The sequence below is a fragment of the Stenotrophomonas sp. PAMC25021 genome (assembly GCF_004795795.1).
Classification (GTDB): Bacteria; Pseudomonadota; Gammaproteobacteria; order Xanthomonadales; family Xanthomonadaceae; genus Stenotrophomonas; species Stenotrophomonas muris.
The window spans coordinates 946013-970563 of the sequence record NZ_CP039255.1 but is presented as its reverse complement, the minus strand read 5'-3'; the positions used below and the strand labels follow the sequence as shown (position 1 = coordinate 970563).

Annotated in this window: 23 protein-coding genes; 5 read left to right on the top strand and 18 right to left on the bottom strand. The window is 67.5% G+C overall.

All coding sequences use genetic code 11. The features are described 5' to 3' along the window. Nucleotides 1–42: 42 nt before the first annotated feature. On the bottom strand, nt 43–1536 hold the full coding sequence (locus E5790_RS04630; protein ID WP_032957377.1) for a M20 family metallopeptidase: 1494 nt from the start codon (nt 1534–1536) through the stop codon (nt 43–45). Between the two features lie 199 nt (nt 1537–1735). On the opposite strand from E5790_RS04630, the gene E5790_RS04625 reads away from it, so the two are divergent. The 4 genes from E5790_RS04625 (at nt 1736) to E5790_RS04610 (ending at nt 4882) form a co-directional block, all read left to right on the top strand. Then, on the top strand, nt 1736–2062 hold the full coding sequence (locus tag E5790_RS04625; protein ID WP_014036262.1) for a helix-hairpin-helix domain-containing protein: 327 nt from the start codon (nt 1736–1738) through the stop codon (nt 2060–2062). A gap of 351 nt (nt 2063–2413) precedes the next feature. Beyond that, nucleotides 2414–3496 (top strand): L,D-transpeptidase, encoded by a 1083-nt coding sequence (locus E5790_RS04620; RefSeq protein WP_111205815.1) that lies wholly within the window; start codon nt 2414–2416, stop codon nt 3494–3496. Nucleotides 3497–3513: 17 nt separating this feature from the next. Then, nucleotides 3514–4239: a murein L,D-transpeptidase catalytic domain family protein gene (locus tag E5790_RS04615; RefSeq protein ID WP_032957373.1), complete on the top strand. Its 726-nt coding sequence runs from the start codon at nt 3514–3516 to the stop codon at nt 4237–4239. Between the two features lie 34 nt (nt 4240–4273). Continuing rightward, nucleotides 4274–4882: a HutD family protein gene (locus E5790_RS04610; RefSeq protein WP_049441065.1), complete on the top strand. Its 609-nt coding sequence runs from the start codon at nt 4274–4276 to the stop codon at nt 4880–4882. 147 nt (nt 4883–5029) lie between these two features. Here the strand turns inward: E5790_RS04610 and E5790_RS04605 are convergent, their stop codons facing one another. The 13 genes from E5790_RS04605 to E5790_RS04545 all read right to left on the bottom strand — a co-directional run bounded on the left by E5790_RS04605 (nt 5030) and on the right by E5790_RS04545 (nt 18453). Then, a complete protein-coding gene (locus E5790_RS04605) occupies nt 5030–6634 on the bottom strand; it encodes a sulfite reductase subunit alpha (protein ID WP_049441067.1) in 1605 nt (534 codons plus the stop codon). After that, nucleotides 6631–7602: an FAD:protein FMN transferase gene (locus E5790_RS04600; RefSeq protein WP_041864081.1), complete on the bottom strand. Its 972-nt coding sequence runs from the start codon at nt 7600–7602 to the stop codon at nt 6631–6633. Before E5790_RS04600 ends, E5790_RS04605 begins: the two co-directional genes overlap by 4 nt. Nucleotides 7603–7654: 52 nt before the next feature. Further along, nucleotides 7655–8458 (bottom strand): DUF4198 domain-containing protein, encoded by an 804-nt coding sequence (locus E5790_RS04595; protein WP_014646257.1) that lies wholly within the window; start codon nt 8456–8458, stop codon nt 7655–7657. 122 nt (nt 8459–8580) lie between these two features. Next, nucleotides 8581–9099 carry a DUF2271 domain-containing protein gene (locus tag E5790_RS04590; RefSeq protein WP_005408420.1) on the bottom strand — a complete coding sequence of 173 codons (519 nt, stop codon included), beginning with the start codon at nt 9097–9099 and terminating at the stop codon, nt 8581–8583. A gap of 26 nt (nt 9100–9125) precedes the next feature. Further along, a complete protein-coding gene (locus E5790_RS04585) occupies nt 9126–9764 on the bottom strand; it encodes a PepSY-associated TM helix domain-containing protein (protein ID WP_014646258.1) in 639 nt (212 codons plus the stop codon). A gap of 191 nt (nt 9765–9955) precedes the next feature. Next, a complete protein-coding gene (locus tag E5790_RS04580) occupies nt 9956–12376 on the bottom strand; it encodes a TonB-dependent receptor (protein ID WP_111205816.1) in 2421 nt (806 codons plus the stop codon). 145 nt (nt 12377–12521) lie between these two features. Next, nucleotides 12522–12923: a hypothetical protein gene (locus E5790_RS04575; protein ID WP_075077025.1), complete on the bottom strand. Its 402-nt coding sequence runs from the start codon at nt 12921–12923 to the stop codon at nt 12522–12524. A 163-nt stretch (nt 12924–13086) separates the two neighbouring features. Beyond that, complete coding sequence (locus tag E5790_RS04570) at nt 13087–13764, bottom strand: Fe2+-dependent dioxygenase (protein WP_032957365.1); 678 nt, start codon at nt 13762–13764, stop codon at nt 13087–13089. Nucleotides 13765–13774: 10 nt separating this feature from the next. After that, entirely contained in the window at nt 13775–14494 is a 720-nt protein-coding gene (locus tag E5790_RS04565) for a tetratricopeptide repeat protein (RefSeq protein WP_014646262.1), read from the bottom strand. A 68-nt stretch (nt 14495–14562) separates the two neighbouring features. After that, complete coding sequence (locus E5790_RS04560; protein ID WP_111205817.1) at nt 14563–16857, bottom strand: TonB-dependent receptor; 2295 nt, start codon at nt 16855–16857, stop codon at nt 14563–14565. Between the two features lie 151 nt (nt 16858–17008). Continuing rightward, the gene (locus E5790_RS04555; protein ID WP_111205818.1) at nt 17009–17410 is read right to left on the bottom strand and encodes a hypothetical protein; all 402 of its coding nucleotides are present in this window, start codon (nt 17408–17410) and stop codon (nt 17009–17011) included. A gap of 174 nt (nt 17411–17584) precedes the next feature. Beyond that, complete coding sequence (locus E5790_RS04550) at nt 17585–17917, bottom strand: non-heme iron oxygenase ferredoxin subunit (protein ID WP_014646265.1); 333 nt, start codon at nt 17915–17917, stop codon at nt 17585–17587. Further along, nucleotides 17914–18453 carry a GNAT family N-acetyltransferase gene (locus E5790_RS04545; RefSeq protein WP_069117492.1) on the bottom strand — a complete coding sequence of 180 codons (540 nt, stop codon included), beginning with the start codon at nt 18451–18453 and terminating at the stop codon, nt 17914–17916. The genes E5790_RS04550 and E5790_RS04545 overlap by 4 nt, the downstream gene beginning before the upstream one ends. Nucleotides 18454–18661: 208 nt before the next feature. Here E5790_RS04545 and E5790_RS04540 point away from each other — a divergent pair, with 208 nt between their 5' ends. After that, complete coding sequence (locus E5790_RS04540) at nt 18662–19312, top strand: transposase (RefSeq protein WP_111205819.1); 651 nt, start codon at nt 18662–18664, stop codon at nt 19310–19312. Nucleotides 19313–19708: 396 nt separating this feature from the next. On the opposite strand, the gene E5790_RS04520 is transcribed toward E5790_RS04540, so the two are convergent. The 4 genes from E5790_RS04520 to sufB all read right to left on the bottom strand — a co-directional run bounded on the left by E5790_RS04520 (nt 19709) and on the right by sufB (nt 24538). Then, a complete protein-coding gene (locus E5790_RS04520; protein ID WP_046429365.1) occupies nt 19709–20965 on the bottom strand; it encodes a cysteine desulfurase in 1257 nt (418 codons plus the stop codon). Continuing rightward, complete coding sequence (gene sufD / locus E5790_RS04515) at nt 20962–22224, bottom strand: Fe-S cluster assembly protein SufD (protein WP_111205820.1); 1263 nt, start codon at nt 22222–22224, stop codon at nt 20962–20964. Before sufD ends, E5790_RS04520 begins: the two co-directional genes overlap by 4 nt. Further along, the gene (gene sufC / locus E5790_RS04510; protein ID WP_032957818.1) at nt 22224–22988 is read right to left on the bottom strand and encodes a Fe-S cluster assembly ATPase SufC; all 765 of its coding nucleotides are present in this window, start codon (nt 22986–22988) and stop codon (nt 22224–22226) included. The genes sufD and sufC overlap by 1 nt, the downstream gene beginning before the upstream one ends. 74 nt (nt 22989–23062) lie before the next feature. Beyond that, nucleotides 23063–24538, bottom strand: coding sequence for a Fe-S cluster assembly protein SufB (gene sufB / locus E5790_RS04505; RefSeq protein ID WP_111205821.1), 1476 nt, complete (start codon nt 24536–24538; stop codon nt 23063–23065). Nucleotides 24539–24551: the final 13 nt, after the last annotated feature.

Sequence of the window (24551 nt, the reverse complement as noted above, 5' to 3'; positions counted from 1 at the left end):
GCAGCCTAGCAAGGCCAGGCTGCGTCCGTCACGAGTGCCGGATCAGCAGCAGCCGTGGTCGCCGTGGCGGGTGCCGCTGTCGGCAGCCACCGGCGAGCCGCTGGTCTCGCCGCGCAGGCTGGCGGCGTAGTGCTCGCTGATCACCTTGGACACGCAGGCGGTGACCTTCTTGCCCATCGGGATGTGCAGGAACTCGTTCGGGCCATGCGCATTGGAGTGCGGGCCGAGCACGCCGGTGATCATGAACTGCGCGCCCGGGAACTTCTCGCCCAGCATGCCCATGAACGGGATCGAGCCGCCTTCGCCCATGTACATCGCCGGCTTGCCGAAGAAGGCCTGGCTGGCGTCGTCGATGGCCTGGGTCAGCCACGGCGCCATCGCCGGGGCATTCCAGCCGGTGGAGGCCTTTTCCAGGTCCAGGGTGACCTGCGCGCCGTTCGGCGGGTCGCGCAGCAGTGCTTCCTTCAGCAGCTCGCCGCAGGTCTTGCCATCGGCGGTCGGCGGCAGGCGCAGCGACAGCTTCACCGAGGTCTGCGGACGCAGCACGTTGCCGGCCGATTCCAGCGGCGGCATGCCACCGACGCCGGTGACCGACAGCGCCGGGCGCCAGGTGCGGTTGAGCACCAGCTCGGTCAGGTCCTCGTTCATGGGGCGCAGGCCGTCGACCATCGGGAACTTCTCGAAGATCTCGGTATCCACCACTTCGGCGGCACGCTTGGCCTGTTCCAGGCGCTCGGCCGGGATCTCCACGTTCATGCCGTCGATCAGGATGCGGCCGGTGTCCTGGTCCTCGATGCGCGAAAGGATCTGGCGCAGCAGGCGGAAGCTGGACGGGATCACGCCGGAGGCATCGCCGGAATGCACGCCTTCGTTGAGCACCTTCACGGTGAAATTGCCGCCGGTCAGGCCGCGCAGCGAGGTGGTGCACCACAGCTGGTCGTAGTTGGCGCAGCCCGAATCCAGGCAGACCACCAGCGACGGCTTGCCGATGCGGTCGGCCAGGTGGTCGACGTAGGCCGGCAGGTCATAGCTGCCGGACTCTTCACACGCTTCGATCAGCACCACGCAGCGGGCGTGCGGCAGGCCCTGGGCCTGCAGTGCCAGTACCGCAGCCAGCGAGCCGAAGATCGCGTAGCCGTCGTCCGCACCGCCGCGGCCATACAGCTTGTCGCCGCGCAGGACCGGGGTCCACGGGCCGAGGTCGTCGTCCCAGCCGGTCATTTCCGGCTGCTTGTCCAGGTGGCCATAGAGCAGGATGGTGTCGTCGCCGGTTTCGGCGCCGGTAGCCGGAATTTCCAGGAAGATCAGCGGGGTACGGCCTTCCAGGCGCACCACCTCAACCTTCAGGCCGGGCAGCTGCTGGGCCTTGGCCCAGTTCTCCATCAGGGTGACCGCCTGTTCCATGTAGCCGTTCTGCACCCAATTGGCGTCGAACATCGGCGACTTGTTGGGAATGCGGATGTAGTCGACCAACTGCGGGACGATTTCGCTGTCCCACTTGTCATTGACGAATTGGCCGAGCTTGGCGCTGTCCATCTGAAACTCCGGTTGCATGGGCTGATCCGGCCATTCTACGCCTGTGCCGCGGGTAGGGTTTTTCCTACATCACGTCGGGTATTTGGCTGGCTTACGGAAATCCGGGAAACCGATAGGCTGTGCACATGTGGTGACGGACACTGTTCCTGCCGACGGGATTGCCGGTCGGGGCGGCCAGAATCACAGGGAGATACACGTCGTGCCTTGGTTTGTCGTGTTGAGGGCGCTGGTGCTGGTAGTGGGGATCGCTGGGGCGCATGCCGCCGAACCGATCGACATCAACCGCGCCGATGCCCAGGCGCTGCAGCAGGGATTGACGATGGTCGGAGCCGCCAAGGCCGAGGCGATCGTCGAGCACCGGCGCAGACACGGCCCGTTTCATCGCGTCGAGGACCTGACGCAGGTGAAGGGAATAGGGAAAGCGATCGTCGAACGGAATCGACAGCGGATCACCGTAGGCAACAGGTTGTTGCCGGCGGATCCGGTACCCGGATCGGTACCGGTGCGGACCGTACCCAGGCGCTGACAGCAGGAATCGTCGGAACCGGCAGGAGGCTGGTTCACCGGTCACGGACAGGAAGGCCGTGACCACCGACCGCCGCAGGACGCGGCACCAATCACCAGGATGGTGGCATCACAGACCTGTGGAAGGGGCTGAGATACAAACAGGACAGACGCGGCCGCGTGCAGGATGCAACGCTACCCCCACAGCGCAGGATGCGAGGGGGCGGCAGCAGGCCGACAAGGACGTAACGATTGCCCGGTACGACACATGGCTGTGTCGCCGGGCAATTTCATTTCCGGCGCCTGGTTTTGCCGTGGCCACCACGGGCCGATGGTGTACGGTGGCCGCTCCGCATGGAAAGGACCCCGCTGGATGCTTGTGCACCGCCCCACGACCCTGATGCTCGCCCTGGCACTGACCCTGCCACTGCTGGCCCATGCCGCTGCGCCGACGCCGACAGTCAAGCCTGCGGCCGAAGCCAGCACCGCCGACGTGCGCGGGCCGACCGACCTGAAACCGGGCGAGTACCTGTGGCATCCGGAAATCTCGCCGACCGGCCCGATCGTGCTGGTGGTCAGCCTCGATGAGCAGCGTGCCTACGTTTACCGCAACGGCATCGCCATCGGCCTGACCACGATCAGCTCGGGCAAGGCCGGGCACGAGACGCCGACCGGCGTATTCACCATCCTGCAGAAGGACAAGGACCATAAGTCCAACCTCTACAACAGCGCGCCGATGCCCTACATGCAGCGGCTGACCTGGGACGGCATCGCCCTGCATGGCGGCAGCCTGCCCGGGCACCCGGCCTCGCACGGCTGCGTGCGCCTGCCGCAGGCGTTCGCGCAGAAGCTGTTCAGCGAAACCCAGCGCGGCGATACGGTGGTGGTGGCCGACGCCAAGAGTTCGCCGATGACCCTGGCCTATCCTTCGGTGCTGGCCCCGGTCAACGCGCGCGGCCAGGCTTTGCCGGAAACCGAGGGCGGGGCCCCGGCGCAGGCTTGGTGGGACGACAGCGCAGCCCCGGCCGGGCAGGTCGGCATCCTGGTCAGCCTGCATGACCAGCGCCTGTACGTGCTGCGCGATGGCGTGATGATCGGCGAGTCGCCGCTGAAGGCCGACGCCCTGCCCGCATTCCAGGGCACCACGCTGTTCGTGATGGGGCAGGGCTACAGCGATACGCCCAGCCCGCTGGACGTGAACCAGCGCCTGCACCAGTGGACGGCCTATCCGCTGCTGGGCCAGGATCGTGCCCAGGCCACCCCGGACCTGCTGGCCACGCCCTCGTTGCCAATGGCGCTGCCGGCCGATTTTGCCCGCCAGCTGTACCAGGTGCTGGTGCCGGGCACGACCCTGCTGGTGACCTCGTTGCCGGCGGTCCGCCCAAGCCCGGCTGAATCCGGAATGCAGCCGGTCTTGGAATCCGAGCCGCCAGGGTCCACCCTCAAGGGCAACTGAGTCCCCTCGTTGTGCCCATGACTGCATCCCGCCTGTGCCGGCTGGCCGCGTTCGGCCTGCTGGCGACCTCGGCCAGCGCCCCGGCGCTGGCACAGACGCCCGCCCTTGCCACCAGCGCTGATGATCTGGCTGCCTTGCTGTCGCGCAGTGCGCCCAAGGCTGACCGCCACGTGTTGCAGCTGGCGGCGCACGCCATGCGCTGTGCGTTGCAGCGTCCGGAGCTGGGCATCAACGGTGATCGTCTCAGCGTGATCGATTATTCGCGGCCGTCCACCGAGCCGCGCCTGTGGGTGTTCGACCTGGCCCACCAGCGCCTGCTGTTCGAGGAATGGGTGGCGCATGGCCGCAACAGCGGCGAGAACCGCACCCAGCACTTCTCCAACCGCGATGGGAGTTTCATGTCCAGCCTCGGCGCGTTCACCGCGCAGGAGACCTACATGGGCGGTAATGGATATTCGCTGCGCCTGGCCGGGCTGGAGCCGGGCTTCAACGACCGTGCGCGCGAACGCGCGATCGTCATCCACGGTGCGCCGTACGTGAACCCGGCCACCGCGCAGCTGCAGGGGCGCTTGGGTCGCAGCCTGGGTTGCCCGGCGGTGCGCCTTTCGGTGGCCAAGCCGCTGATCGATGCGTTGCGTGGCGGCACGATGGTGTTTGCTTACTACCCTGACCAGGATTGGCTGAAGCACTCGCAGCTGCTGGCCGGCGGATGCGGTGGCCAGGGCACGCTCGCTACGCGGTGATGCATGATGGCGCGTGGCGTGATGCAATGCGCCGATGAACGTCGACTCCCTGTTGCACACTCCGAGCCAGGTCATTTCCAGCCTGGACTATCGTCGCGAACGCTGGCGGAATGGACTTGGCTGGACCCGCGAGATCCTGCGCCTGCCCGCACAGGGTGATGACTGGGCGCTGCGCCTGTCGGTGGCCGAGATCGAGCAGGACGCTGCGTTCTCCACCTTCCCCGGCGTGGAGCGAGAACTGGTGCTGCTGCAGGGCAATGGCGTGCGCCTGCGTTTCGAGGATGGCCGCGTGGCCCAGGTGCTGCCGCCGCACGGGCGGGTGCGCTTTGCCGGTGAAGAAGCGCTGCACGGTGAACTGGTCGATGGCACCACCCACGACTTCAACCTGATGTGGAAGCGCGAGCTGCTGCAGGCCGAACTGCTGCACCGGCCGCTGGTGGGATCGATGTTCTTCTTCTGCGAACCGGGCGTTGCGTGGGCGCTGCATCTGCTGGCCGGACAGGCGCAGTTCGGTGCCGATAGTGGCCTGCCGGCGCTGCAGGCGGGAGACACCGCGTGGTTGGCGGCGGGCGAGAGGCAACGGCATGCGCTCAGCGGTGGTGGCGAGTTGTTGGCGATACGGGTGAGCGCGGCGGGGGCATGATTCCTGGGCGCCGGTGGGCGCCATCCACGCATGGCGTGGATCTACTGCTGTGCGGTTGCCACCATGCCTGGGCACGCCGTCATGGTGCGGCTGTGGTTGGGGTCAGAGCCCTTTCCTGCGGAAAGGGAACCGACCCCGACGGTTCGTTCAATACACATCGCGGCGGTAACGACCGGCCAGCAGCATCGCTTCCTTGCCTGCGGTACCCAGCACCCGCTCGATCACTGCATCCACGCCCGGGGCCATGCCCTGCAGGCTGCCGCAGACCAGGATCGTCGCGCCTTCATCGACCCACTGCCGCAGCGTCGCCGCTTCGGCCTGCAGCCGGTCCTGCACATAGCGATGCGCGCCGCCGTCGCGGCTGAACACTGCATCCAGCCGTGCCAGCGTGCCGCTGGCCAGCATCGCCTGCAGTTCTTCGCCGAAATGGAAGTCGTGCGCGGCGGTGCGCTCGCCGAACAGCAGCCAGGTGCGGCGCGCGCCGCGCTGGGCACGTTCGTGCAGGTGCGCGCGCAGGCCGGCGATGCCGGTGCCGTTGCCGATCAGCAGCAGCGGTACATCGGCGGGCACGCCATGGAAATTGTCGTTGCGGCGCAGCCGCAGTTGCACCGGTTCGCCGATGGGCGCGTGGTCGCACAGCCAGCCGCTGCCGATGCCGGGTGTACCGTCGGCGCGCAGTTGGCGGCGCACCAGCAGCTCCACCGCGCCGTCGGCCATCACCGAGGCGATCGAGTACTCGCGATGCGGCAGCGGTTGCAGGGTTGCCAGCAGTGCGGGCAGATCACCCGGGGGAACCAGCGAGGGCAGATGCGAGCGCTCGATACGGGCCAGCAACGCCTGCCCGTCATCCAGCATGGTGTCTGCATTGAAGCCCTGTGCATCGAGCCAGGCGCGCGCGCTGTGGCGTGGGTGCTGCGGGCCGATCTCGGCGATGTCGCCGGCCTGCCACTGCACATCGACGCCAGGCGGTGGCTGCAGGCGCACCCAGTACACCGGGCCGCCGGGGCTGCCCGGATTCAGATGCTGGCGTTGCAGCAACGTCCACGGCTGATACTCGGCCGGGCTCCAGTCGGGCAGTTCAGTGGCGCCTCCGCCAAGTTGTCCCAGCAACTGCTGCCAATGTCGCAGCGCCGCCGGATCGGCATTGTCGACCTCGATCGCATCGAACAGCGGGTGCGCGCCATGCTGGCGCAGCCACTGGTCCAGCTGGTGGCCGAATCCGCAGAAGTGGCCATAGCTGCGGTCGCCCAGCGCGAGCACGCCGTACTGCAGATGCTGCAACGGAGGCGGCGTGGCCATCACCCCGCGCAGGAACGGCAGGGCGTGGTCGGGCGGATCGCCTTCGCCGGTGGTGCTGGCAATGAACAGCGCGCGCTGGCTGTCGGCCAGCAATGCGGCGTCGACCTCATGCAGCCCGCGCACACGCACCGGCACGCCGGCACCACGCAGGGCCTCGGCACTGCGTCCGGCCAGTTCGCGGGCAAAGCCGGTCTGGCTGGACCAGACCAGCAGGAGCGGTGCGGTATCGGCGGACGCCGCGTCATCGCGCGGACGAGTGCGCCACCACAGGGCTGCGCAGGCCAGCGCGTACAGCGCGGTGGCGATGATGGCGATCTGCGATTGCCGTGCCGGCGGTGCGCCCTGCCACCAGGCTTCGCCGAGGTGCAGGCGCAGCAGCGCCCAGGCGATCAGCGCCAGTACGATCAGTACAAGTGTGTTGCCGAGCCACGCACGCGATGGCCGAGTGCTCATGCGTCCTGCCCGTCGAGCAGGCGCTGGAAGGCGCTGCTGAGAAATTCCTGCGGGGCGTCTGCGGTGCGTTGCAGGTAGCGCGCGGCCAGTCCTTCGCGCTCGGCCAGCGCCATGCCCTGTTCGCGACCCAGCACGGTCAGTGCGGTAGCCCAGGCATCGGCGTGCATGGCGTCGTCGGCCACGACGGTGACCGCTGCGGCGACCTGCTGCACCGGCCTGCCCGTACGCGGGTCGAGGCTGTGGCTGTAGGCCTCGCCATCGGCCTGGTACTGGTGCCAGCGATCGCCCGAAGTGGCCACCGCCTTGCCGTCCAGCGCCAGCACCCGTGGCGGGGTTTCGGTGTGCACATCCTCTTCCGGTGCGGATTCCACCAGCACGCGCCACGGTTGGCCGTCCGGTTTGCGGCCGTAGCCGGCCAGTTCGCCGCCGACTTCGATCAGCGCCGCCCCAATCCCTTGCCTACGCAACCAGGCGGCTACGTGATCGACGCCGAAGCCCTTGGCGATCGCAGAGAGATCCAGTTCCAGCCGGCCCGGTTGCAGCAGCGCATCATCCTGCCACTGCAGGCGCTGCCAACCGCAACGCTCACGGGTGGCCTGCAGGGTAGCGGCGTCGGGCTGGCGGCGTTCACCGGCATGTGCACCGAAGCCCCACAGTGCAACCAGCGGACCGATGGTGGGATCGAAGGCGCCGTCACTGGCGGCAGCGATGGCCTGTGCGCAGGTCACAACGTGGCGGGTCTCCGCCGGCAGCACGCACCATTGGCCAGCGTCGGCGCGGTTGTAGCGGCTCAGATCCGAGCCGGGCTCCCAGGTGCTCATCTGCGCGACCACGTCGTCCAACCGCGCCTGGATGCCGGCGTGCAGCGGGTGCAGGTCGCGCTGGCGCGACGCGACCAGCGACACGCTCCAGGTGGTGCCCATGGTGGTGCCACCGAGGCGGGCGATGTCGAGATGGGAATCGGTCATGGTGATGCGTTGCGGTGGCGATGCCGGGGAATGCCCGGCATCGCGGTCCACATTACTGCGGCAGCACTTCCAGCGTGGCGACGTAGCTCAGGCGGCGCTTGGCGGCCTGCTTCACCGACGTCTTGTTGTCCTCGGTGCCGGTCTCCAGCCAGTACATGCCGGCTTCCGGCCAGGTCACCTTGATCTCGCCCTTGGCATCGCTGGTCAGCTTCAGCTCGTCCTGCGCGTTGCGGTAGCGGGTGGCGCCACGCACGATCTCGAACTGCAGGCCGGCGGTCGGCTTGCCATCGACCAGCACGCGGAAGGTGGCTTCCTCGCCGGCGAACAGGTCGTTCGGGTGGCCGACGGCGACCAGCTCGATGCCACGGTTGGTCGGCTTCAGCGCGGTGTCGTTCGGCGCACCGTTGGTGACAAAGGTCTCCACGCGGCCGATCGACTGGCTCACTTCCAGCTTCTTCGCGTCCTTCGGCAGTTCACCGAAGGTAGCCGCGCTGCCGCGCCAGCGCTTGCGCTCGCCGTTCTGCTCGTACGTGGCGAACAGGCCGTCATTGACCGACGCGATGCGGTAAGTGCCCGACTGCTTCAGTTCGATGTCGAACACGCTGCGGTACTTGCCGGTCGACGCGTTCTGCGGCTGCACGGTGCTGCCGTCCGGCGCGGTGATCACCAGCGATTCCAGGCGCAGCGGCACGTGGTTGAAGTAGAACAGATCGTTGGAGACCGCACCGTCGACGGTGATCCACGGCGCGTTGCCGGCGATCACGGTCTGCGAGGGCAGCAGCCAGGCCTTGTGGGCCAGGGCGGAGAAGGGAAGGGCAGCGGCCAGGGCGGCGGCGAGGACGAGCGTGCGCTTCATGCGGAAGACTCCAGTTGGAAGGGGTCGGATCCCTTTCCAGCGGAAAGGGCTCTGACCCCGAGGGATAGGGCGATGGGGTCAGAGCCCTTCCTGCGGAAGGGATCCGACCCCGGCTCAGGCAGTTATGGTTTGACGGCGAGGGTGACCTGGCCCAGTTCGGTGGCGCCCTGCGCCTTGCCGTTCTGCGCGGCGGTGGCCGGCCAGGTGAAGGGGATCTTCAGCAGTTCGCGGCCACCGACTTCGCGCACCGCTTCCACCACCAGGGTGTAGTTGCCCGGGGCCAGTTGCTTCAGTGCCGGCTGCCTGTCGTTGAACGACAGCGCGTGCTTGCCGGCCGGGCGGGTCGGGCCGGTCACGCCGTCCACCGGCACCTGCAGGGTGCGGCCGCTCTTGCGCCACCACTGGCGCAGGTCCGGCAGCCATTTGGTGCCGTGGCCTTCGCTGTTGCTGGTCTGCTGGTACCAGACCGACAGGTTGGCCGCGACCTTCTGGTCGGCGCCTTCCAGCCACACCGCCACGTACGGGCGGTGGTACTCGGCCACGTTGAGCTTGGGCACTTCGACGTTGATGTCGAGGGTGGTGGCGTACGCCGGCGAGGTGGCCAGCAGGCCGCTGAGGGCGATGGTCAGGGTGACGCGCATGGGGCGGCTCCGGAAACGAAGGAAAGTCAGTGGATCAGCAGCAGGGCGATCAGCAGCGGAATCATCAGGCCGAGGCCGACCAGCGGCCAGGTCATGCGCCGCTGGCGTGCATGCAGGTGCAGCAGGAACAGGCCGGTGATGCAGAACACCAGGCAGGCCACGGCGAACAGGTCCAGGAACCAGCCCCACGCCGGGCCCGCGTTGCGGCCCTTGTGCAGGTCGTTGAGGTAGGACACCGCGCCGCGCGAGGTTGATTCGTACTCTACCGCGCCGGTCCCGCGATCGATGCTCAGCCAGGCGTCGCCGCCGGGGCGCGGCAGCGACAGGTAGATCTCCTCGGCCGACCACTCTGCCGGGCGCCCGCCGATGGCGATGCCCAGCTGCGTGTCCAGCCAGTGCCGGGCCGGGCGCGGAATCGGTGCATTGCCGTTTTCGCGCGTGCCGAGCTGGCCGAGCAGATCGGCCGGCAGTTCCAGATGCTGGTTCTGCACCTGGGGTTTGGCTTCGATCTTCGCGGCGTGGTTGAGGGTCAGGCCGGTCACCGCGAACAGCAGCATGCCGATCAGGCACACCGCCGAGCTGATCCAGTGCCACTGGTGCAGCGTCCGCAGCCAGAAGCCACGGTTCTGTTGCTGCGCCACGGTGGAAGAGGCAGGACGGCTCACGGCACGGTTCGAGGCGGACGGGGACTGCCCATTACATCATTGATGAGAATAGCTCGCAATTGCGTGTCGTTCTGTATCGCTGGAGGGCGATTGCCGGCCAGCGGCCGGCACTACCGATCGGTAGATCCACGCCACGCGTGGATGAAGCGGTGCCGACCAAGGTCGGCACCCACCGGGGCCGGGCGCGGCGATCAGAACTTCGCGTTCAACGAGATCCAGTAGCTGCGGCGCTGGTCCTTGGTCGCGTAGTTGTCCACGCAGTTGAACTCGCTCTGGCTGATCAGCAGGCACGACTGCGAAACGAAGTCCTTGTCGAACAGGTTGTTGACCCGTGCGTTCACCGTCAGCCATGGCGTGGCCTTCCAGCTGCCACCGAGATGGAAGATGGTGTAGTCCTGGTAGTAGCGGGTGTGGCTGGCGCCGTTGGCGTCCAGCAGCGTGTCGCGGTAGCGGTCGTAGCGGCCTTCGCCGATCAGCGACAGGCTGATCGCTTCGTTGACCTGCCAGTTGAGGCTGGCATTGGCCATGTGCCTGGCCGGCATCGTGCCGCTGATCGGCAGGCCCTTCTGCGCGCCGCTGGTCTGCTCGCTCCTGGTCCAGGTGTAGTTGCCGCGCAGCTGCAGGGTGTCGAGCAGGTCGACATGCGCGGCCAGTTCGGCACCGCGGGTCTCGGCCTTGTCGATGTTCACGCTCTGGGTGAACGTGCTGTAGCCCAGTGCCGCCCAGCCCGGGCCGATGTCCACGCAGTAGCCGCTGCCGGCGCGGGCCACTTCGCAGTTCGCAAAGGTGCCGCCGCTGGCGATCTTGTCTTCGAACGTGTTGAAGAAGCCGGTGACGTTGAAGCCCCAGCGCTGGCCTTCATAGTAGGCGGCCAGTTCGTAGTTGGTGCTGGTTTCAGGCTTGAGGTTCGGCGAACCGACCAGTGGCAGCACGCCTTGGCCACCGAAGCCGGTGATGCCCGGGAACAGCTGGTCCGGACGCGGGGTCTTGTAGCCGGTGCTGACGCCGCCCTTGAAGGTCCACGCATCGCTGGCATTCCACACCAGGTAGCCACGCGGACTGACATGGCTGCCGAATACGTTGTGGTCGTCGTAGCGCAGGCCGAAGGTGGCGGTGAGGGTGTCGGTCAGCGCCCAGTTGTCCTCGGCGAACAGCGCCCACATGCGGTGCGTCTGCTTGACGTTGCTGCGGTAGCCGGCGCCATCCATGCCGAACACACCGTCGACCATGTCAGTGTCGTTGTACTGGCCGCCCACGGTCAGCGTGTGCGCGCCGAAGTCCAGGTCGAGCATCGTGTCGAGCACGTAGCCTTCCAGTTCCATGGTGCGCAGCGGGCGCGGCAGGAACGCCTGCAGGCGCGCCATCTCGCTCGGGTTGAGGGCAACCAGGGCGTTGCCGCGGCCGGCCGCACAGTTGTTGGCAGCACCGGTGCGGCGGCAGACGTCATTCCAAAGCGTCTGCAGGTTGGCGCGCTCTTCCAGGGTCAGCGGCAGCGAACGGCCCAGGTTGCTGCTCTTGCTGTGGGTCAGCGAGGTCTGCCAGGTACCGAAGCTGTAGCGGCCCTGATGGGTCAGCGACAACTGGTCGCGTTCGTAGCGCTGGTAGGCGGTGTAGCCCACGCGCGGCTGCACCACGCGACGGGTGACGGTACCGCTGCCGTTCGGGTTGGGAATGACGGCATTGCCGACGCGCCACAGGCTGGCCAGGCTGTCGAGGGTGCCGGTCTGGCCTTCGCTGTTGTCGAACTTCTGCCGCGACACGTCGTAGTCCAGCCACAGTTCGTGATCGTCGTTGATGCGGACGTCCAACCGCACGCCGCTGTTCCAGTTGGTGTTGGCCACCGACTTGCCACCACCGCCGAAGCCGATGCTGCGCTCCCACAGGGTGCCGTCGGGCAGGGACAACGCATCCCATTCCGGGTTGGAAGCCTTCGCGTCGTAGTAGCTGCCGCGTACTGCCAGGCTGAGGCGCTCCTTCAGCAAAGGGCCGCTGAGGTAGAGGTCGGTGGTGCGTGCATCGCCGAACTGGTCGTCCTGCTGCACGGTGAAGCCCTGGCTGACCGAACCGTGCCAGCTGTCCTGGTTGCGGCGGGTGATGATGTTGATGACACCGCCCATCGCGTCCGAACCGTACAGCGTGGACATCGGCCCGCGCACGACTTCGATGCGTTCGATCGCGTCCAGCGGGGGCAGGTAGGCGAACTGGCCGCCACCGAAGTTGTTCGGATAGATCTGGCCGACATTGCTCTGGCGGCGGCCGTCGATCAGCACCAGGGTGTACTCGGACGGCAGGCCGCGCAGCGACACGGTGGCGCGGCCGTTCTTGTCGGTCGCTTCCAGGCCGACGTCGATGCCTTCGACGTCGCGCAGCGCATCGACCAGGCTGGTGTACGGGCGCTTGCTCAGTTCCTCGCGGCTGACCACGCTGATGCTGGCCGGGGCATCGATCACCTTCTGCTCGAAGCCGGCGGCGGTGACCACCACCTTGTCCAGCGTCTGCGGCGCGCCTGCGGCGTCACCGTGGGCGAAGGCGGGGCTGGCGAAAGCCGCCAGCACGGCGCTGGTCAGCAGGGTACGGGACAGGGACGAACGGACACGATGGCGCTGGGCCATGGCAGTTACCTCGAAGGATGCAGGGTGGCGCGGTGCCGTGCGCGAAGGGCGCGGCAGGCACGGAAGGGCCGGTCAGGGGCGGCAGGGATGAAGCAGGCAGCGGCGTGCAGGCGCGACCGCGCAGGCGGTCACGTCGGGCCGTGGATCAGGCGAGCGGCGGCGCCTGGCCGCGTTGCTGACGGCGCCCGGGCGCATCGGCCCAGGGCGTGTCCGGAGCGGCCAGCGGCCAGTCCGGGCGCACGCCGGGCATGGCCGGCATGGCGGGTACGAGGTCGAGCTCAGTGCGCAGCCAGTGGCTGGCCAGCAGCAACGGCGGGCGTGCCTTCTCGGCCGCCTTCACCGGAGCGGAGGCGCAGCGGCGCAGCTTGGCCGGCGCCTCTTCCTGCAGGGGTGTTTCGCCGCCACGTTCTTCCAGTGGCATCTGCACGGCCATTCCGGCCTGGGCCTGTGGCAGCAGCGGCAGGGTGCCCAGCAGCAACGCCAGCATTGCCACCCACGCCAGCAGGCTGGCCAGCGCAGGACGCTGGCCGCGCATGGCGGTGCCCATCTTGCGATGGATGAGTGGGCGAGGGCGAAGCGGGCGCAGCAAGCGGGGGTTCCCTGTGGCTGCCGGCAGCGGCCGGCATCAACGGGGCGTGATTGTAATGAGAGCTGTTAGCTGTTGCAAATGAGAATGATTGCCAAAATGTCGCAGGCCGGCCCGGCAAGGCTCAGACTTCGCTCCAGCGCCGCAACAGGTTGTGGTACACGCCGGTCAGCTGCAGGACCGCCTCGGCGTCGCCGCCGGTCTGCCGCAGGCGCTCGATCGCGCCATCCATTTCCCACAGCAGGCGGCGCTGCACATCGTCGCGGATCATGCTCTGCACCCAGAAGAACGAGGCCACGCGCGCGCCGCGGGTGACCGGCCGCACCTGGTGCAGGCTGCTGGACGGATACACGACCAGGTCGCCGGCCGGCAGCTTCACTTCGTGCTCGCCGTAGGTATCGCTGATGATCAGCTCGCCGCCTTCGTATTCGTCCGGCGCCGACAGGAACAGGGTGCAGGAGATGTCCGAACGCAGCTGTTCGCCATTGGCCAGGTTCATCACCGCGCCATCGACGTGGTAGCCATAGGTGCCGCCACCGCTGTAGCGGTTGAAGCGTGGTGGCAGGTACTTCAGCGGCAGCGCGGCACTGAAGAACAGCGGGTGCCGGGCCAGCGCGACGAGGATGATCTCGCCCAGTTCGCGGCGCAGCGGCGAAGCCTCGGGCAGCTGCTGGTTGTGCTTGGCCTGTGCGCCCAGATGCCCCACGGTTTCGCGGCCATCGGTCCAGTCGGCGGCGTCGAGGCGGCGGCGGAAGTCGGCGACCTGGTCGGCGCTGAGAATGTCGGGGATGTGCAGCAGCATGCGGGACTCCTCAGAGGGACGGCGGTGCGACCAGGGCGCGCACCTGTGGATGCGGTGACGCGGCCAGCTCCGGCACGATGTGCGCCATGAATGCCGGGCTGCCGTGCGCCAGTGCGAGCCGCAGCCAGTGCACGGCCTGCTCGACCTGGCCGGCCTGCAGCAGGATCGAGGCGTAGTTGGCCTGGCCGCGGAAATCACCGGCCTCGGCCGCGCGCTGGTACCAGGCCAGCGCCGCCTGCGGATCGGGTGCGGTATCCAGCCCGTCTTCGAGGTGGCGGGCCAGCAGGTTCATCGATTTGGCGTGGCCCAGGTGCGCGGCACGGGTGTACAGGGCCAGTGCCTGCGCGCGGTCCTGCGCAATGCCGCGGCCGGTGGCCAGCAGGTTGGCCAGGTTGTACAGGCCCCAGTCCAGGCCGGTGTCGGCCGCGCGCCGGTACCACACCGCCGCCAGCGCCAGGTTGACCGCCGTGCCGTGGCCCAGCTCATGGCAGCGGCCGAGCATGTTCATCGCCATCGGCGCGCCGTTGTTGGCGGCGGTTTCGTACCAGAGCAGCGCCGCCGAGGCGTCCTGTGCGGTGCCTTTGCCTTCCATGTGCATCTGCGCGAGCAGCAGCTGTGCATCGACCTGCCCAGCCTGCGCAGCGTCGCGCACGCGTGCGAACGCGGCCTGCGGATCGTGCTGCAGCAGCTCGGCCAGGGCGTCGCTGTCGATGGGGGTACGGGTTGCCATGGGGTGAGTATCGCCGGAAACAAAAACGGCGGCAGGAGAGCCTGCCGCCGTGGTGGAGCGAAGCTACATCAGAACTTCACGTTCAGTGCCAGGGTGGTCGAGCGACCCGGGGCGATGCTCGCGTAGTGCGAGGCATAGGCCTTGGTGAAGTAGGTCTTGTCGGTCAGGTTCTGCACGTTGAGCTGCAGGCTGATGTTGTCCTGGATCGCGTAGCTGGCCATCGCGTCGAAGCGGGTGTAGCTGGCGATCCACTTGGTGTTGGCGACGTCACCGTACTGCTTGTCCGAGTAGAACGCACCGGCACCGACGGTCAGGCCGATGGGGAAGCGGTAGGTGGTCCACAGGTTGGCGCTGTGCTTGGCGGTGTTCGGGAATACGTTGCCGTTGTACGGCGAGGGCACGTAGACGTTGGACGGGCAGGTGCGGCCGACCGGTGCACCACAGACGAAGCCGTTGTCCTTCAGTTCCGAGTCCAGGTAGGTGTAGCCGCCGTACAGGCTCCAGGCGTCGGTCAGCTGGCCGGTGAAGCCCAGCTCGAAGCCGTTGATTTCCTTCTTGCCGGCATTCTGGCTGGTGCCGTTGTCGACCGTCACGCGCGCGTTGTTCATCACCGTGTGGAAGATCGCCGCGGTGAGGTTCAGGCGCTGGTCGAACAGGTCCCACTTGGTGCCCAGCTCGAGGTTCTTCGTATCCTGCGGCTTGAGGTCGGCCACGGCGGCGCTCAGGCCGTCCGAACCATCACCACCGTCCATGCCCGGCGGAGTCGAGGAGGTGCCCCACGACAGGTAGATGCTGCCGTTGGCGGCCGGCTTGAACACCACGCCGGCCTGGTAGTTCAGGAAGTCGTTGCTGTTGCGCACGCGGGTCGGTGCCTTGCCGGCCACCGGGGTGGTCAGGGTGGTGCGGAAGTCGTCGTAGCGCAGGCCGAGGTTGATCATCCACTGCTCATTGAGCTCGATGGTGTCGAACACGTAGGCCGAGGTGGTCCTGGTGCGCTGCTCTACGTCCAGTGCCTTGTCGCTGCGGTACACCGAATGGGTGGCCGCCCACGGATCGCGCGGGTTCGGATTGGCGAAATCGGTGCAGTTGTAGCCGGTGGCCGCGCCGGTGGTCGGGCACTTGCTGTTGCCGGTGAGCGGGTTGCTGGTGCCCGGGGTCATCAGATAGCTGCCGCGGGTCATCTTCTCGTCGCTGTATTCCACGCCCGCGCTGTAGCTGTGCTTGAGCGCACCGGTCTGGAAGGCACCGGTCAGGCCCAGCTGGTCGGCGAAGCTCTTGACGTCGACGGCACGGCTGTTGGTCCGGCGCCACAGGGTGCCGTAGTTGTTCGGGTTGCCCTGGCTGTCGTCCGGCTGGGTCCACAGGTAGTCGTTGCTGGTGTTGCCCAGGCGCGCGATGTTGCGCAGCTTGTGGCCGCCGAAGTCGTAGCTGGCATCCAGGGTGCTGATGTCGGCGCGGGTACGCTGGAAGTCACGGTCGACCAGGCCGTAGTAGTTGTTGCGGTCCGGCACCATCGGGCGGCCGTCGACCCACTTCGAGGCCGGCGCACCGTTCGGGTTGCCATACGGGAAGCCACCCGCGTCCGGCAGGTCATCGCTCTGCATGTGGTAGTGGCTGGCGATCAGCTGGGCCGGGCCTTTCAGGCCGAACGCGATCGACGGCGCGATACCCCAGCGGCTGACATTGGCGGCGTCACGGCCAGCGATGTCCGATTCGTGCTTCATCAGGTTCAGGCGCGCGGCGATGCCATCGCCCAGCACGTAGTTGGCGTCCACGGTGCCGCGCGCGTAGCTGTCGGTGCCGATGCCCATGCTGGCGCTGGTCTCGTTCTTCAGCTTCGGCGTCTTGCTCACAAGGTTCAGGCTGCCACCGCCGGAATCACGGCCGCCGTAGGCCGAGCTCGGGCCCTTGACTACTTCCACCTGCTCCAGGTCGAAGATCTCGCGGGTCTGCGAGCCGACGTCGCGCAGGCCATCGACGAAGACGTTGCTCTGCGAATCGAAGCCACGGATGAAGGGGCGATCACCGGTCGGATTGCCGCCTTCGCCGGCACCGAAGGTGATGCCCGGCACCATGCGCAGCGCATCCTGCAGGTTGGTCGCACCGGTTTCGGCGATCAGCTTTTCCGAGACGATCGACACCGACTTCGGGGTGTCCAGCAGCTCGGCGGTGAACTTCGGTGAGGACGGATTGAACCAGCTGCCGCGCACCTGCACCTTGTCCAGGTCGGTGGCCTTGCGGGAGGAGGCTGCGTCAGCGCTGTCGGCCGCCTGTGCAGCCAACGGCGCGAAGCCGGCGGCCAGGGTGGCGGTGGCGAGCAGGGAAACGCGCGGGGCGCGCTTGCGGGACGTGATGTGGGTCATGGCTTGGGTGGTAGTGGCTGGGATCGGAAAGGGGCGAGAGCCGAAGCGCAGACAGCGCGACGGCATGTAGAGGGCGTCTTCTGTAGAGCCGAGCCGATGCTCGGCTGGGCGGCGGACGACTCCAGGCGCACGGCAATGGCCGCAGGGCGCCTCAGCTGGCGTGCGGTGCGGGCGGTGCGTGGCCGGGGTTCAACCGCAGTGCGGGATCGTGCAGCTGCCAGTGCAGGGCATCGGAGCGCCACAGCGGAACATGCCCGACCAGGGCGGCGCGCGGGGGAGCCAGTCCGGTACAGGGCGTTGTGCCCTCGCCATCCAGCGGCGGCTCCGGTGCTGGCACCGCATGGCGCGGGCACTCGTCCGCCGGCGGGGCCGGCATCGGCATAGCCTGCTGAAGATCTTCAGCGTGTGCCTGCCAGCCGTAGGTGGCGGGTCCATCGCGCCCTTCGTGCAGGGCCGACCAGCCCAGCAGCAGCGTCAGCAGCAGGGCCACAGCCAACGGCCACCCATGGCGGGCAAGCTGGCACAGCGTGGCGGCGGGCGCGGGCAAAGCCATGGCGCAGGGGACGGAGTCGTTACGAAGATGTTACGTAGGATAACATCAACGATAATGATTCGCATATGCGCGGGCGAACGAGCAGTCTGGAGGCCCGGGGAGGCCCCTGAACGCCTCTCAGCGCGCTCCGCTGGCTTCCACCCCTGGGCGGAGTCGCCGGCGGCCAGGGACGCTTCAATCGCGGTCGTCGCGGGTCCAGACGGCGTCGTGTTCGCGCTTCACCGGGAACTTGGGTACCGGCGTATAGGCCGGGGCGCACAGGGCGCGGCCATCGCGCACGTCGAAGCGCGCGCCGTGCAGCACGCATTCCACGCTGCCTTCGTCGGTGTTGAACTCGCCCGAGGACAGCTCGAACTCCTCATGCGTGCACTGGTCTTCCAGCGCGTACAGCTCGCCGTCGAGGTTGAACACCACGATCGGCGTGCCGGTCACTTCGTCGAACACGCTCTTCATTTCACCGGGCAGCAGCTCGTTGCCGGCACACACGAAGGTCCAGGTATCGCTCACGCGGCGGCTCCGGCCAGTGGCTTTTCCAGGACCTCGAAGCGCAGGTCGTCGCGCTTGGGGATTCCGAAGCGTTCGTCGCCATACGGGAACGGCTTCTTGATGCCGGTACGCTGGTAGCCGCGGCGCTCGTAGAAGGCGATCAGTTCGTCGCGTACGTCGATCACCGTCATCTGCATCACCGGCACCTTCCATTCGCGTGCGGCGTGCGCTTCGGCGGCGTCCATCAGCTGCTTGCCGACCCCGCCGCCCTGCTGGGCCGGATCGACCGAGAACATGCCGAAGTAGCCGTTGCCGTCGACGTCGGCAACGTGGGCGCAGGCCACAAGAACGCCTTCGCGCTCGGCCAGCAGGATGGTCGAGCGCGGGCGGTCGAGGTCGGCCTGGATGCCTTCGGCGTCGATGCGGGCGCCATCCAGCAGGTCGGCTTCGGTGGTCCAGCCAACGCGGCTGGCGTCGCCACGGTAGGCCGAGGTGACGAGGGCGATCAGGGCGGGGATGTCGGCCGGCGTGGCGGCGCGGAAGGTCAGGGTGCTCATGGCCCCATTCTAGGTGGGGCGTGGGCGGGCGCAAATGGGGGAGTGGGGTCAGATCCCTTTCGCAACGCGAAAGGGATCTGACCCCGGCATCTACTGACTCAACGGCAGGCCATGGACCGACTGGCACGGGCCCGGAATCGGCAGATGCTCGGGGTCAGATCCCTTTGCGCAGCGAAGGGCCCTGACCCCCTGCTACCAGGAGCAGCCCATGCCAAGGCCACGGCGCATCGATGCGCCCGGATATCCGCAACATGTCGTCCAGCGCGGCAACAATCGTCAGCGCGTGTTCTTTGCGGATGGCGACCGCGTCGCCTACCTGCGCCTGCTGTGTCATCACGCAGACCAGCAGCACTGCCGGGTCCACGCTTATGTGCTGATGGACAATCACGTCCATCTTCTGGCAACGCCTGATCTCTGCGGCGGGCTGTCGCGGATGATGCAGGCCGTGAACCGGACCTACGTACGTCGGGTGAATGATCGGCAGGGCCGCACCGGCACGTTATGGGAAGGGCGCTTCCACTCCACGGTGGTGGATACGGATCGCTATCTGCTGGCCTGCCAGCGCTACATCGAGCTCAACCCGGTTCGGGCGGGGAAGGTGGCGCATCCCGGTGACTATCGCTGGTCGAGCTATCGTGCCAATGCGCGTGGCAGGCCCAATGCGCTGCTCGAGCCGCATTCGGCATTTGAGCTGATGGGTTCTGATGCGGATGAACGGTGCAGGCGCTATGTGGAGTTCATCGAGGCGGGTATTCCGGCGGGGGATCTGCTGGCGATCCGGCGGGCATTGCAGTCGCAACGGCGGCTGTCGGGAATGCTGGTGGGGTCAGATCCCTTTCGCGTGGCGAAAGGGATCTGACCCCGGTGTGCTGCGGGCGGTATGCCACGTTCATCTGGTCGCGATCCGGCGGGCATTGCGGTCGCAACGGCGGTTGTCGGGAATGCTGGTGGGGTCAGATCCCTTTCGCGTGGCGAAAGGGATCTGACCCCGGTGTGCTACGGGCAGTATGCCGCGTTCATCTGGTCGCGATCCGGCGGACATTGCAGTTGCAACGGCGGCTGTTGGGAATGCTGGTGGGGTCAGAGCCCTTTCGCGTGGCGAAAGGAATCTGACCCCGGTGTGCTGCGGGCGGTATGCCGCGTTCATCTGGTCGCGATCCGGCGGGCATTGCGGTCGCAGCGGCGGCTGTCTGGAATACTGGTGGGGTCAGATCCCTTTCGCGTCGCGAAAGGGATCTGACCCCGGTGTGCCGGCTCAGCCCAGCAGCTTGCGTACCTTGGTCAGCGCGGTCATGAAGCGCTCGATCTCGGCGTGCGTGTTGTAGAACGCCAGCGAGGCACGGCAGGTGGCGGCGACGCCGAAGTACTGCAGCAGCGGGTGTGCGCAGTGCTGCCCCGAGCGCACGGCCACCCCTTCCAGGTCGAGCAGGGTGGCCAGATCGTGCGCATGCGCGCCATCGATCAGGAACGAGACCACGGCGGCCTTCTCCGGCGCTTCGCCGATGATGCGCAGGCCGTCGACGCGGCGCAGCTCCTCGGTGAAGTGCGCCAGCAGTTCGGCTTCGCGGGCTTCCACGTTCTCCTGGCCGAGCTGCTGCAGGTAGTCGGCGGCCACGCCCAGGCCGATGAAACCGGCGATGTTCGGGGTGCCGGCTTCGAACTTGTGCGGGGCATCGTTGAACACGGTGCCGTCGAAGCTGACTTCCTTGATCATCTCGCCGCCGCCGAGGAACGGCGGCATCGCGTCCAGGTGCTCGCGGCGCGCCCACAGCGCACCAGTGCCGGTCGGACCGCACATCTTGTGGCCGGTGATGGCGTAGAAGTCGCAGCCGATCGCGGCGACGTCGACCTTGCGGTGCGGCACCGCCTGCGAGCCATCGACCACGGTGATGATGCCGCGCTTGCGCGCTTCACGGCAGATCTCGCGCACCGGATTGACCGTGCCCAGCACGTTGGAGACATGGGTGACCGCCAGCAGCCTGACCTCCGGGGTCATCGCCGCGCGCAGCGCATCCAGGTCCAGCGCGCCATCGGGCGTGATCTCGGCCACGCGGATGGTGGCGCCGGTACGTTGCGCGACCAGCTGCCACGGCACGATGTTGGCATGGTGTTCCATGCGCGTGATCAGGATCACGTCGCCGGCCTTCAATCGCGGCAGCGCCCACGAGTAGGCCACCAGGTTGATGGCGAAGGTGGTGCCGCTGCACAGCACCAGGTCGCTGGCGCGCACGTTGAGGAAGCGTGCCAGCTTGTTGCGTGCGCCTTCGTAGGCGTCGGTCGCTTCGCTGCCCAGTGCATGCACCGCGCGGCTGACGTTGGCGTTGTAGCGGCGGTAGAACTCATCCACCGCGCCGATCACCTGTACCGGCTTCTGGCCGGTGTTGGCGTTGTCGAAATAGACCAGCGGCTTGCCGTGCACTTCACGCATCAGCAGCGGGAAGTCGAGGCGGACGCGATCCCAGTCCGGGGCGCCGGTGCGTTCTTCGATCGGGCGTGGCGTGGACAGGTTCATGCCACACCCGCCTCGGCCAGGGCCTTGTCCAGGCGGCGTGCCAGCTGCTCGCGCAACGCGTCCGGCAGGATCTTCAGCGGTTCATGGCAGAACGCAGCGCTCAGCAGTGCCTGCGCCTGGACCTGGGGCAGGCCACGCGAGCGCAGGTAGAACAGCGCATTGGCATCGAGCTGGCCGACGGTCGCGCCGTGCGCGGCCTTCACTTCATCGGCGTCGATCACCAGCGTCGGCTGGGTGTCGATCTCGGCATCGGCCGACAGCAGCAGGTTCTTGTTGGACAGGTTCGCGTCGGTGCCGTCGGCGCCTTCGCGGATCTGGATGCCGCCATGGAACACCACACGGCTGCGGTTGGCGGCAACGCCGCGCCACAGCAGCTCGCAGGCGGTATCGCGCGCGATGTGGTCGATGCCCAGGCGGGTCTCGACGTGGCGGCGGCCATTGCCGAGCAGCACGCCGTTGGCGGTCAGCCGGGCGTTGTCGCCTTCCAGGCGCACGTTCAGTTCGTGGCGGCTGAGCGCGGCGCCCAGTTCCAGGTCCACGCGGTGGTACTGCGCGTCGCGGGCCAGCACCGCGTCGGTACGCAGGAAGCTGGTCTGGCGGGCGCTGCCGGCCTGCACGCGGGCGTGCTTGAGTACGCCATCGCGGGCGACGTGGGCATGCAGCACGGTGTTGTCCAGGTGGGCGGAGTCACCCACGCTGAAGCGGTGCTCGACCACGCCGAGGCTGGCGCCGGCGCGCAGTTCGATCAGGTGGCGATGGTGCCAGGCCAGGTCGGCTTCCCCGGCGACGCTGGCGAATACCAGCTGCAGCGGCGTTTCGACCTGCACGCCTTCATCCACGCGCAGCACCACGCCTTCATCGGCCAGCGCGGCGTTGAGCCGGGCGAAGATCTCTTCGCTGCGCTCGTAGCGACGGCCAAGGAATCGCACGGCGTCTTCGCCAGCGGCCAGCGCGGACGACAGCGGCTGCAGCTGCACGCCGGACGGCAGGGCCTGCACATCGCTCAGCGCGGCATCCAGGCGGCCGTTGACGAACACCAGGCGCGGCGCCGGGATGTCGTCCAGCAGCGCGGCGTCCAGCGCCGGCGCCTGCAGCGGTGCCGCAGCGAACGCGCGGCGCTCCAGCTGGCGCAGCGAGGTGTACTTCCAGGCTTCGTTGCGGGCGGCGGGAAGACCGTCGCGCAGGGCCGCATCCAGCACTTCGCGGCGCGCATCGCTGCCGCAGAAGGCCTGGGCCATGGAGTCAAGCAGGGCGCTCATCAGACCGCCGCCTCGGGCACGACCCGGTCCTTCAGGAAATCATAGCCGTGCGCTTCCAGCTCCAGCGCCAGCTCGGGGCCGCCGCTCTTGACGATGCGACCATCGGCCAGCACGTGCACGACGTCCGGCTTGATGTAGTCCAGCAGGCGCTGGTAGTGGGTGATGACCAGGAACGAACGGTCGGCGCCGCGCAGTGCGTTGACGCCGTCGGCCACGCTCTTCAGCGCGTCGATGTCCAGGCCCGAGTCGGTCTCGTCCAAGATCGCCAGCTTCGGTTCCAGCACGGCCAGCTGGAAGATCTCGTTGCGCTTCTTCTCGCCGCCGGAGAAGCCTTCGTTGACGCCACGGTGCAGCAGTTCGTCCTTCAGGTGCAGCACGGCCAGCTTCTGCCGCACCAGCTTGAGGAACTGCATGGAATCGAGTTCTTCTTCGCCGCGCGCCTTGCGCTGGGCGTTCAGTGCCGCGCGCAGGAAGTAGGTGTTGTTCACGCCCGGGATTTCCACCGGGTACTGGAACGCCAGGAACAGGCCCGCGGCGGCACGTGCTTCCGGGTCCTGCTCCAGCAGGTCGACGCCGTCGAACTGCACGCTGCCTTCGGTCACTTCGTAGCCGTCGCGGCCGGCCAGGACGTTGCCCAGGGTGGACTTGCCGGCGCCGTTCGGGCCCATGATGGCGTGCACCTGGCCGGGCTTCACATCCAGCGACAGGCCCTTGAGGATTTCCTTGTCGCCGATGCGGGCGTGGAGGTTTTCGATCTTCAGCATGGTGGGGGTTTCCGTGGGGCGGGCCAGGGCCCGCCGGTAAAGAGAATGCGTTTGCGAGGGGCAGGGGCGGGCGGTCAGCCCACCGAACCTTCCAGCGAGACTTCCAGCAGCTTCTTGGCTTCCACCGCGAACTCCATCGGCAGTTCGCGGAACACCTGCTTGCAGAAGCCGTCGACGATCATCGACACCGCGTCTTCCTGGCTGATGCCACGGGCGCGGCAGTAGAACAGCTGGTCATCGGAGATCTTGGAAGTGGTCGCCTCGTGCTCGACGGTGGCGCCCGGGTTCTTCACCTCGATGTAGGGGAAGGTGTGCGCGCCGCACTGCTTGCCGATCAGCAGCGAGTCGCACTGGGTGTAGTTGCGCGCGCCCTCGGCGTTGCGGTCCACCCGCACCAGGCCGCGGTAGGTGTTCTGGCCACGGCCGGCGCTGATGCCCTTGCTGACGATCTTGCTCTTGGTGCGCTTGCCGACATGGATCATCTTGGTGCCGGTGTCGGCCTGCTGGCGGTGATGGGTCAGCGCGACCGAGTGGAACTCACCGACCGAATCGTCGCCCAGCAGCACGCAGGACGGGTACTTCCAGGTGATCGCCGAGCCGGTCTCGACCTGGGTCCAGGTGACCTTGCTGCGCGCGCCACGGCATTCGGCACGCTTGGTCACGAAGTTGTAGATGCCACCGACGCCGTTCTCGTCGCCCGGGTACCAGTTCTGCACCGTGGAGTACTTGATCTCCGCATCTTCCAGCGCGACCAGCTCGACCACCGCGGCGTGCAGCTGGTTCTCATCGCGCATCGGCGCGGTGCAGCCTTCCAGGTAGGAGACGTAGGCCTTGTCCTCGCACACGATCAGGGTGCGCTCGAACTGGCCGGTGTGGCCGGCGTTGATGCGGAAATAGGTGCTCAGTTCCATCGGGCAGCGCACGCCCTTGGGAATGAACACGAAGCTGCCATCGGAGAACACCGCCGAGTTGAGCGCGGCGAAGTAGTTGTCACCGACCGGCACCACGGTGCCCAGGTACTGGCGCACCAGCGCCGGGTGTTCCTTGATGGCCTCGGACATCGAGCAGAAGATCACGCCCTTCTCGGCCAGTTCCTTGCGGAAGGTGGTGCCCACGGATACCGAGTCGAACACCGCATCCACCGCCACGCCGGCCAGCTTGGCGCGCTCGTGCAGCGGCACGCCCAGCTTGTCGTAGGTGTCGAGCAGTTCCTTCGGCACATCATCCAGCGAGGCGTACTTCGGGCCCTTCGGCGCGGAGTAGTAGCTGAGCGCCTGCAGGTCGATCGGCGCGATCTCCAGCTTGGCCCAGTCCGGCATCGGCAGGGTCAGGAAGTGGCGGTAGGCATCCAGGCGCCACTGCGTCATCCACTCCGGCTCGTCCTTCTTGGCCGACAGGGCACGGATGGTGTCCTCGTCCAGGCCCGGCGGCAGGGAGTCCGACTCGATCTCGGTGATGAAGCCGGCCGAATACTTGCGGCCGAGCTGCTCGTGGATCTCGCGGTTGGGGGTGTCGCCGTGGGCGACGTTTTCGATGGTTTCGGTGGCCATGGGGGGGCTGCCT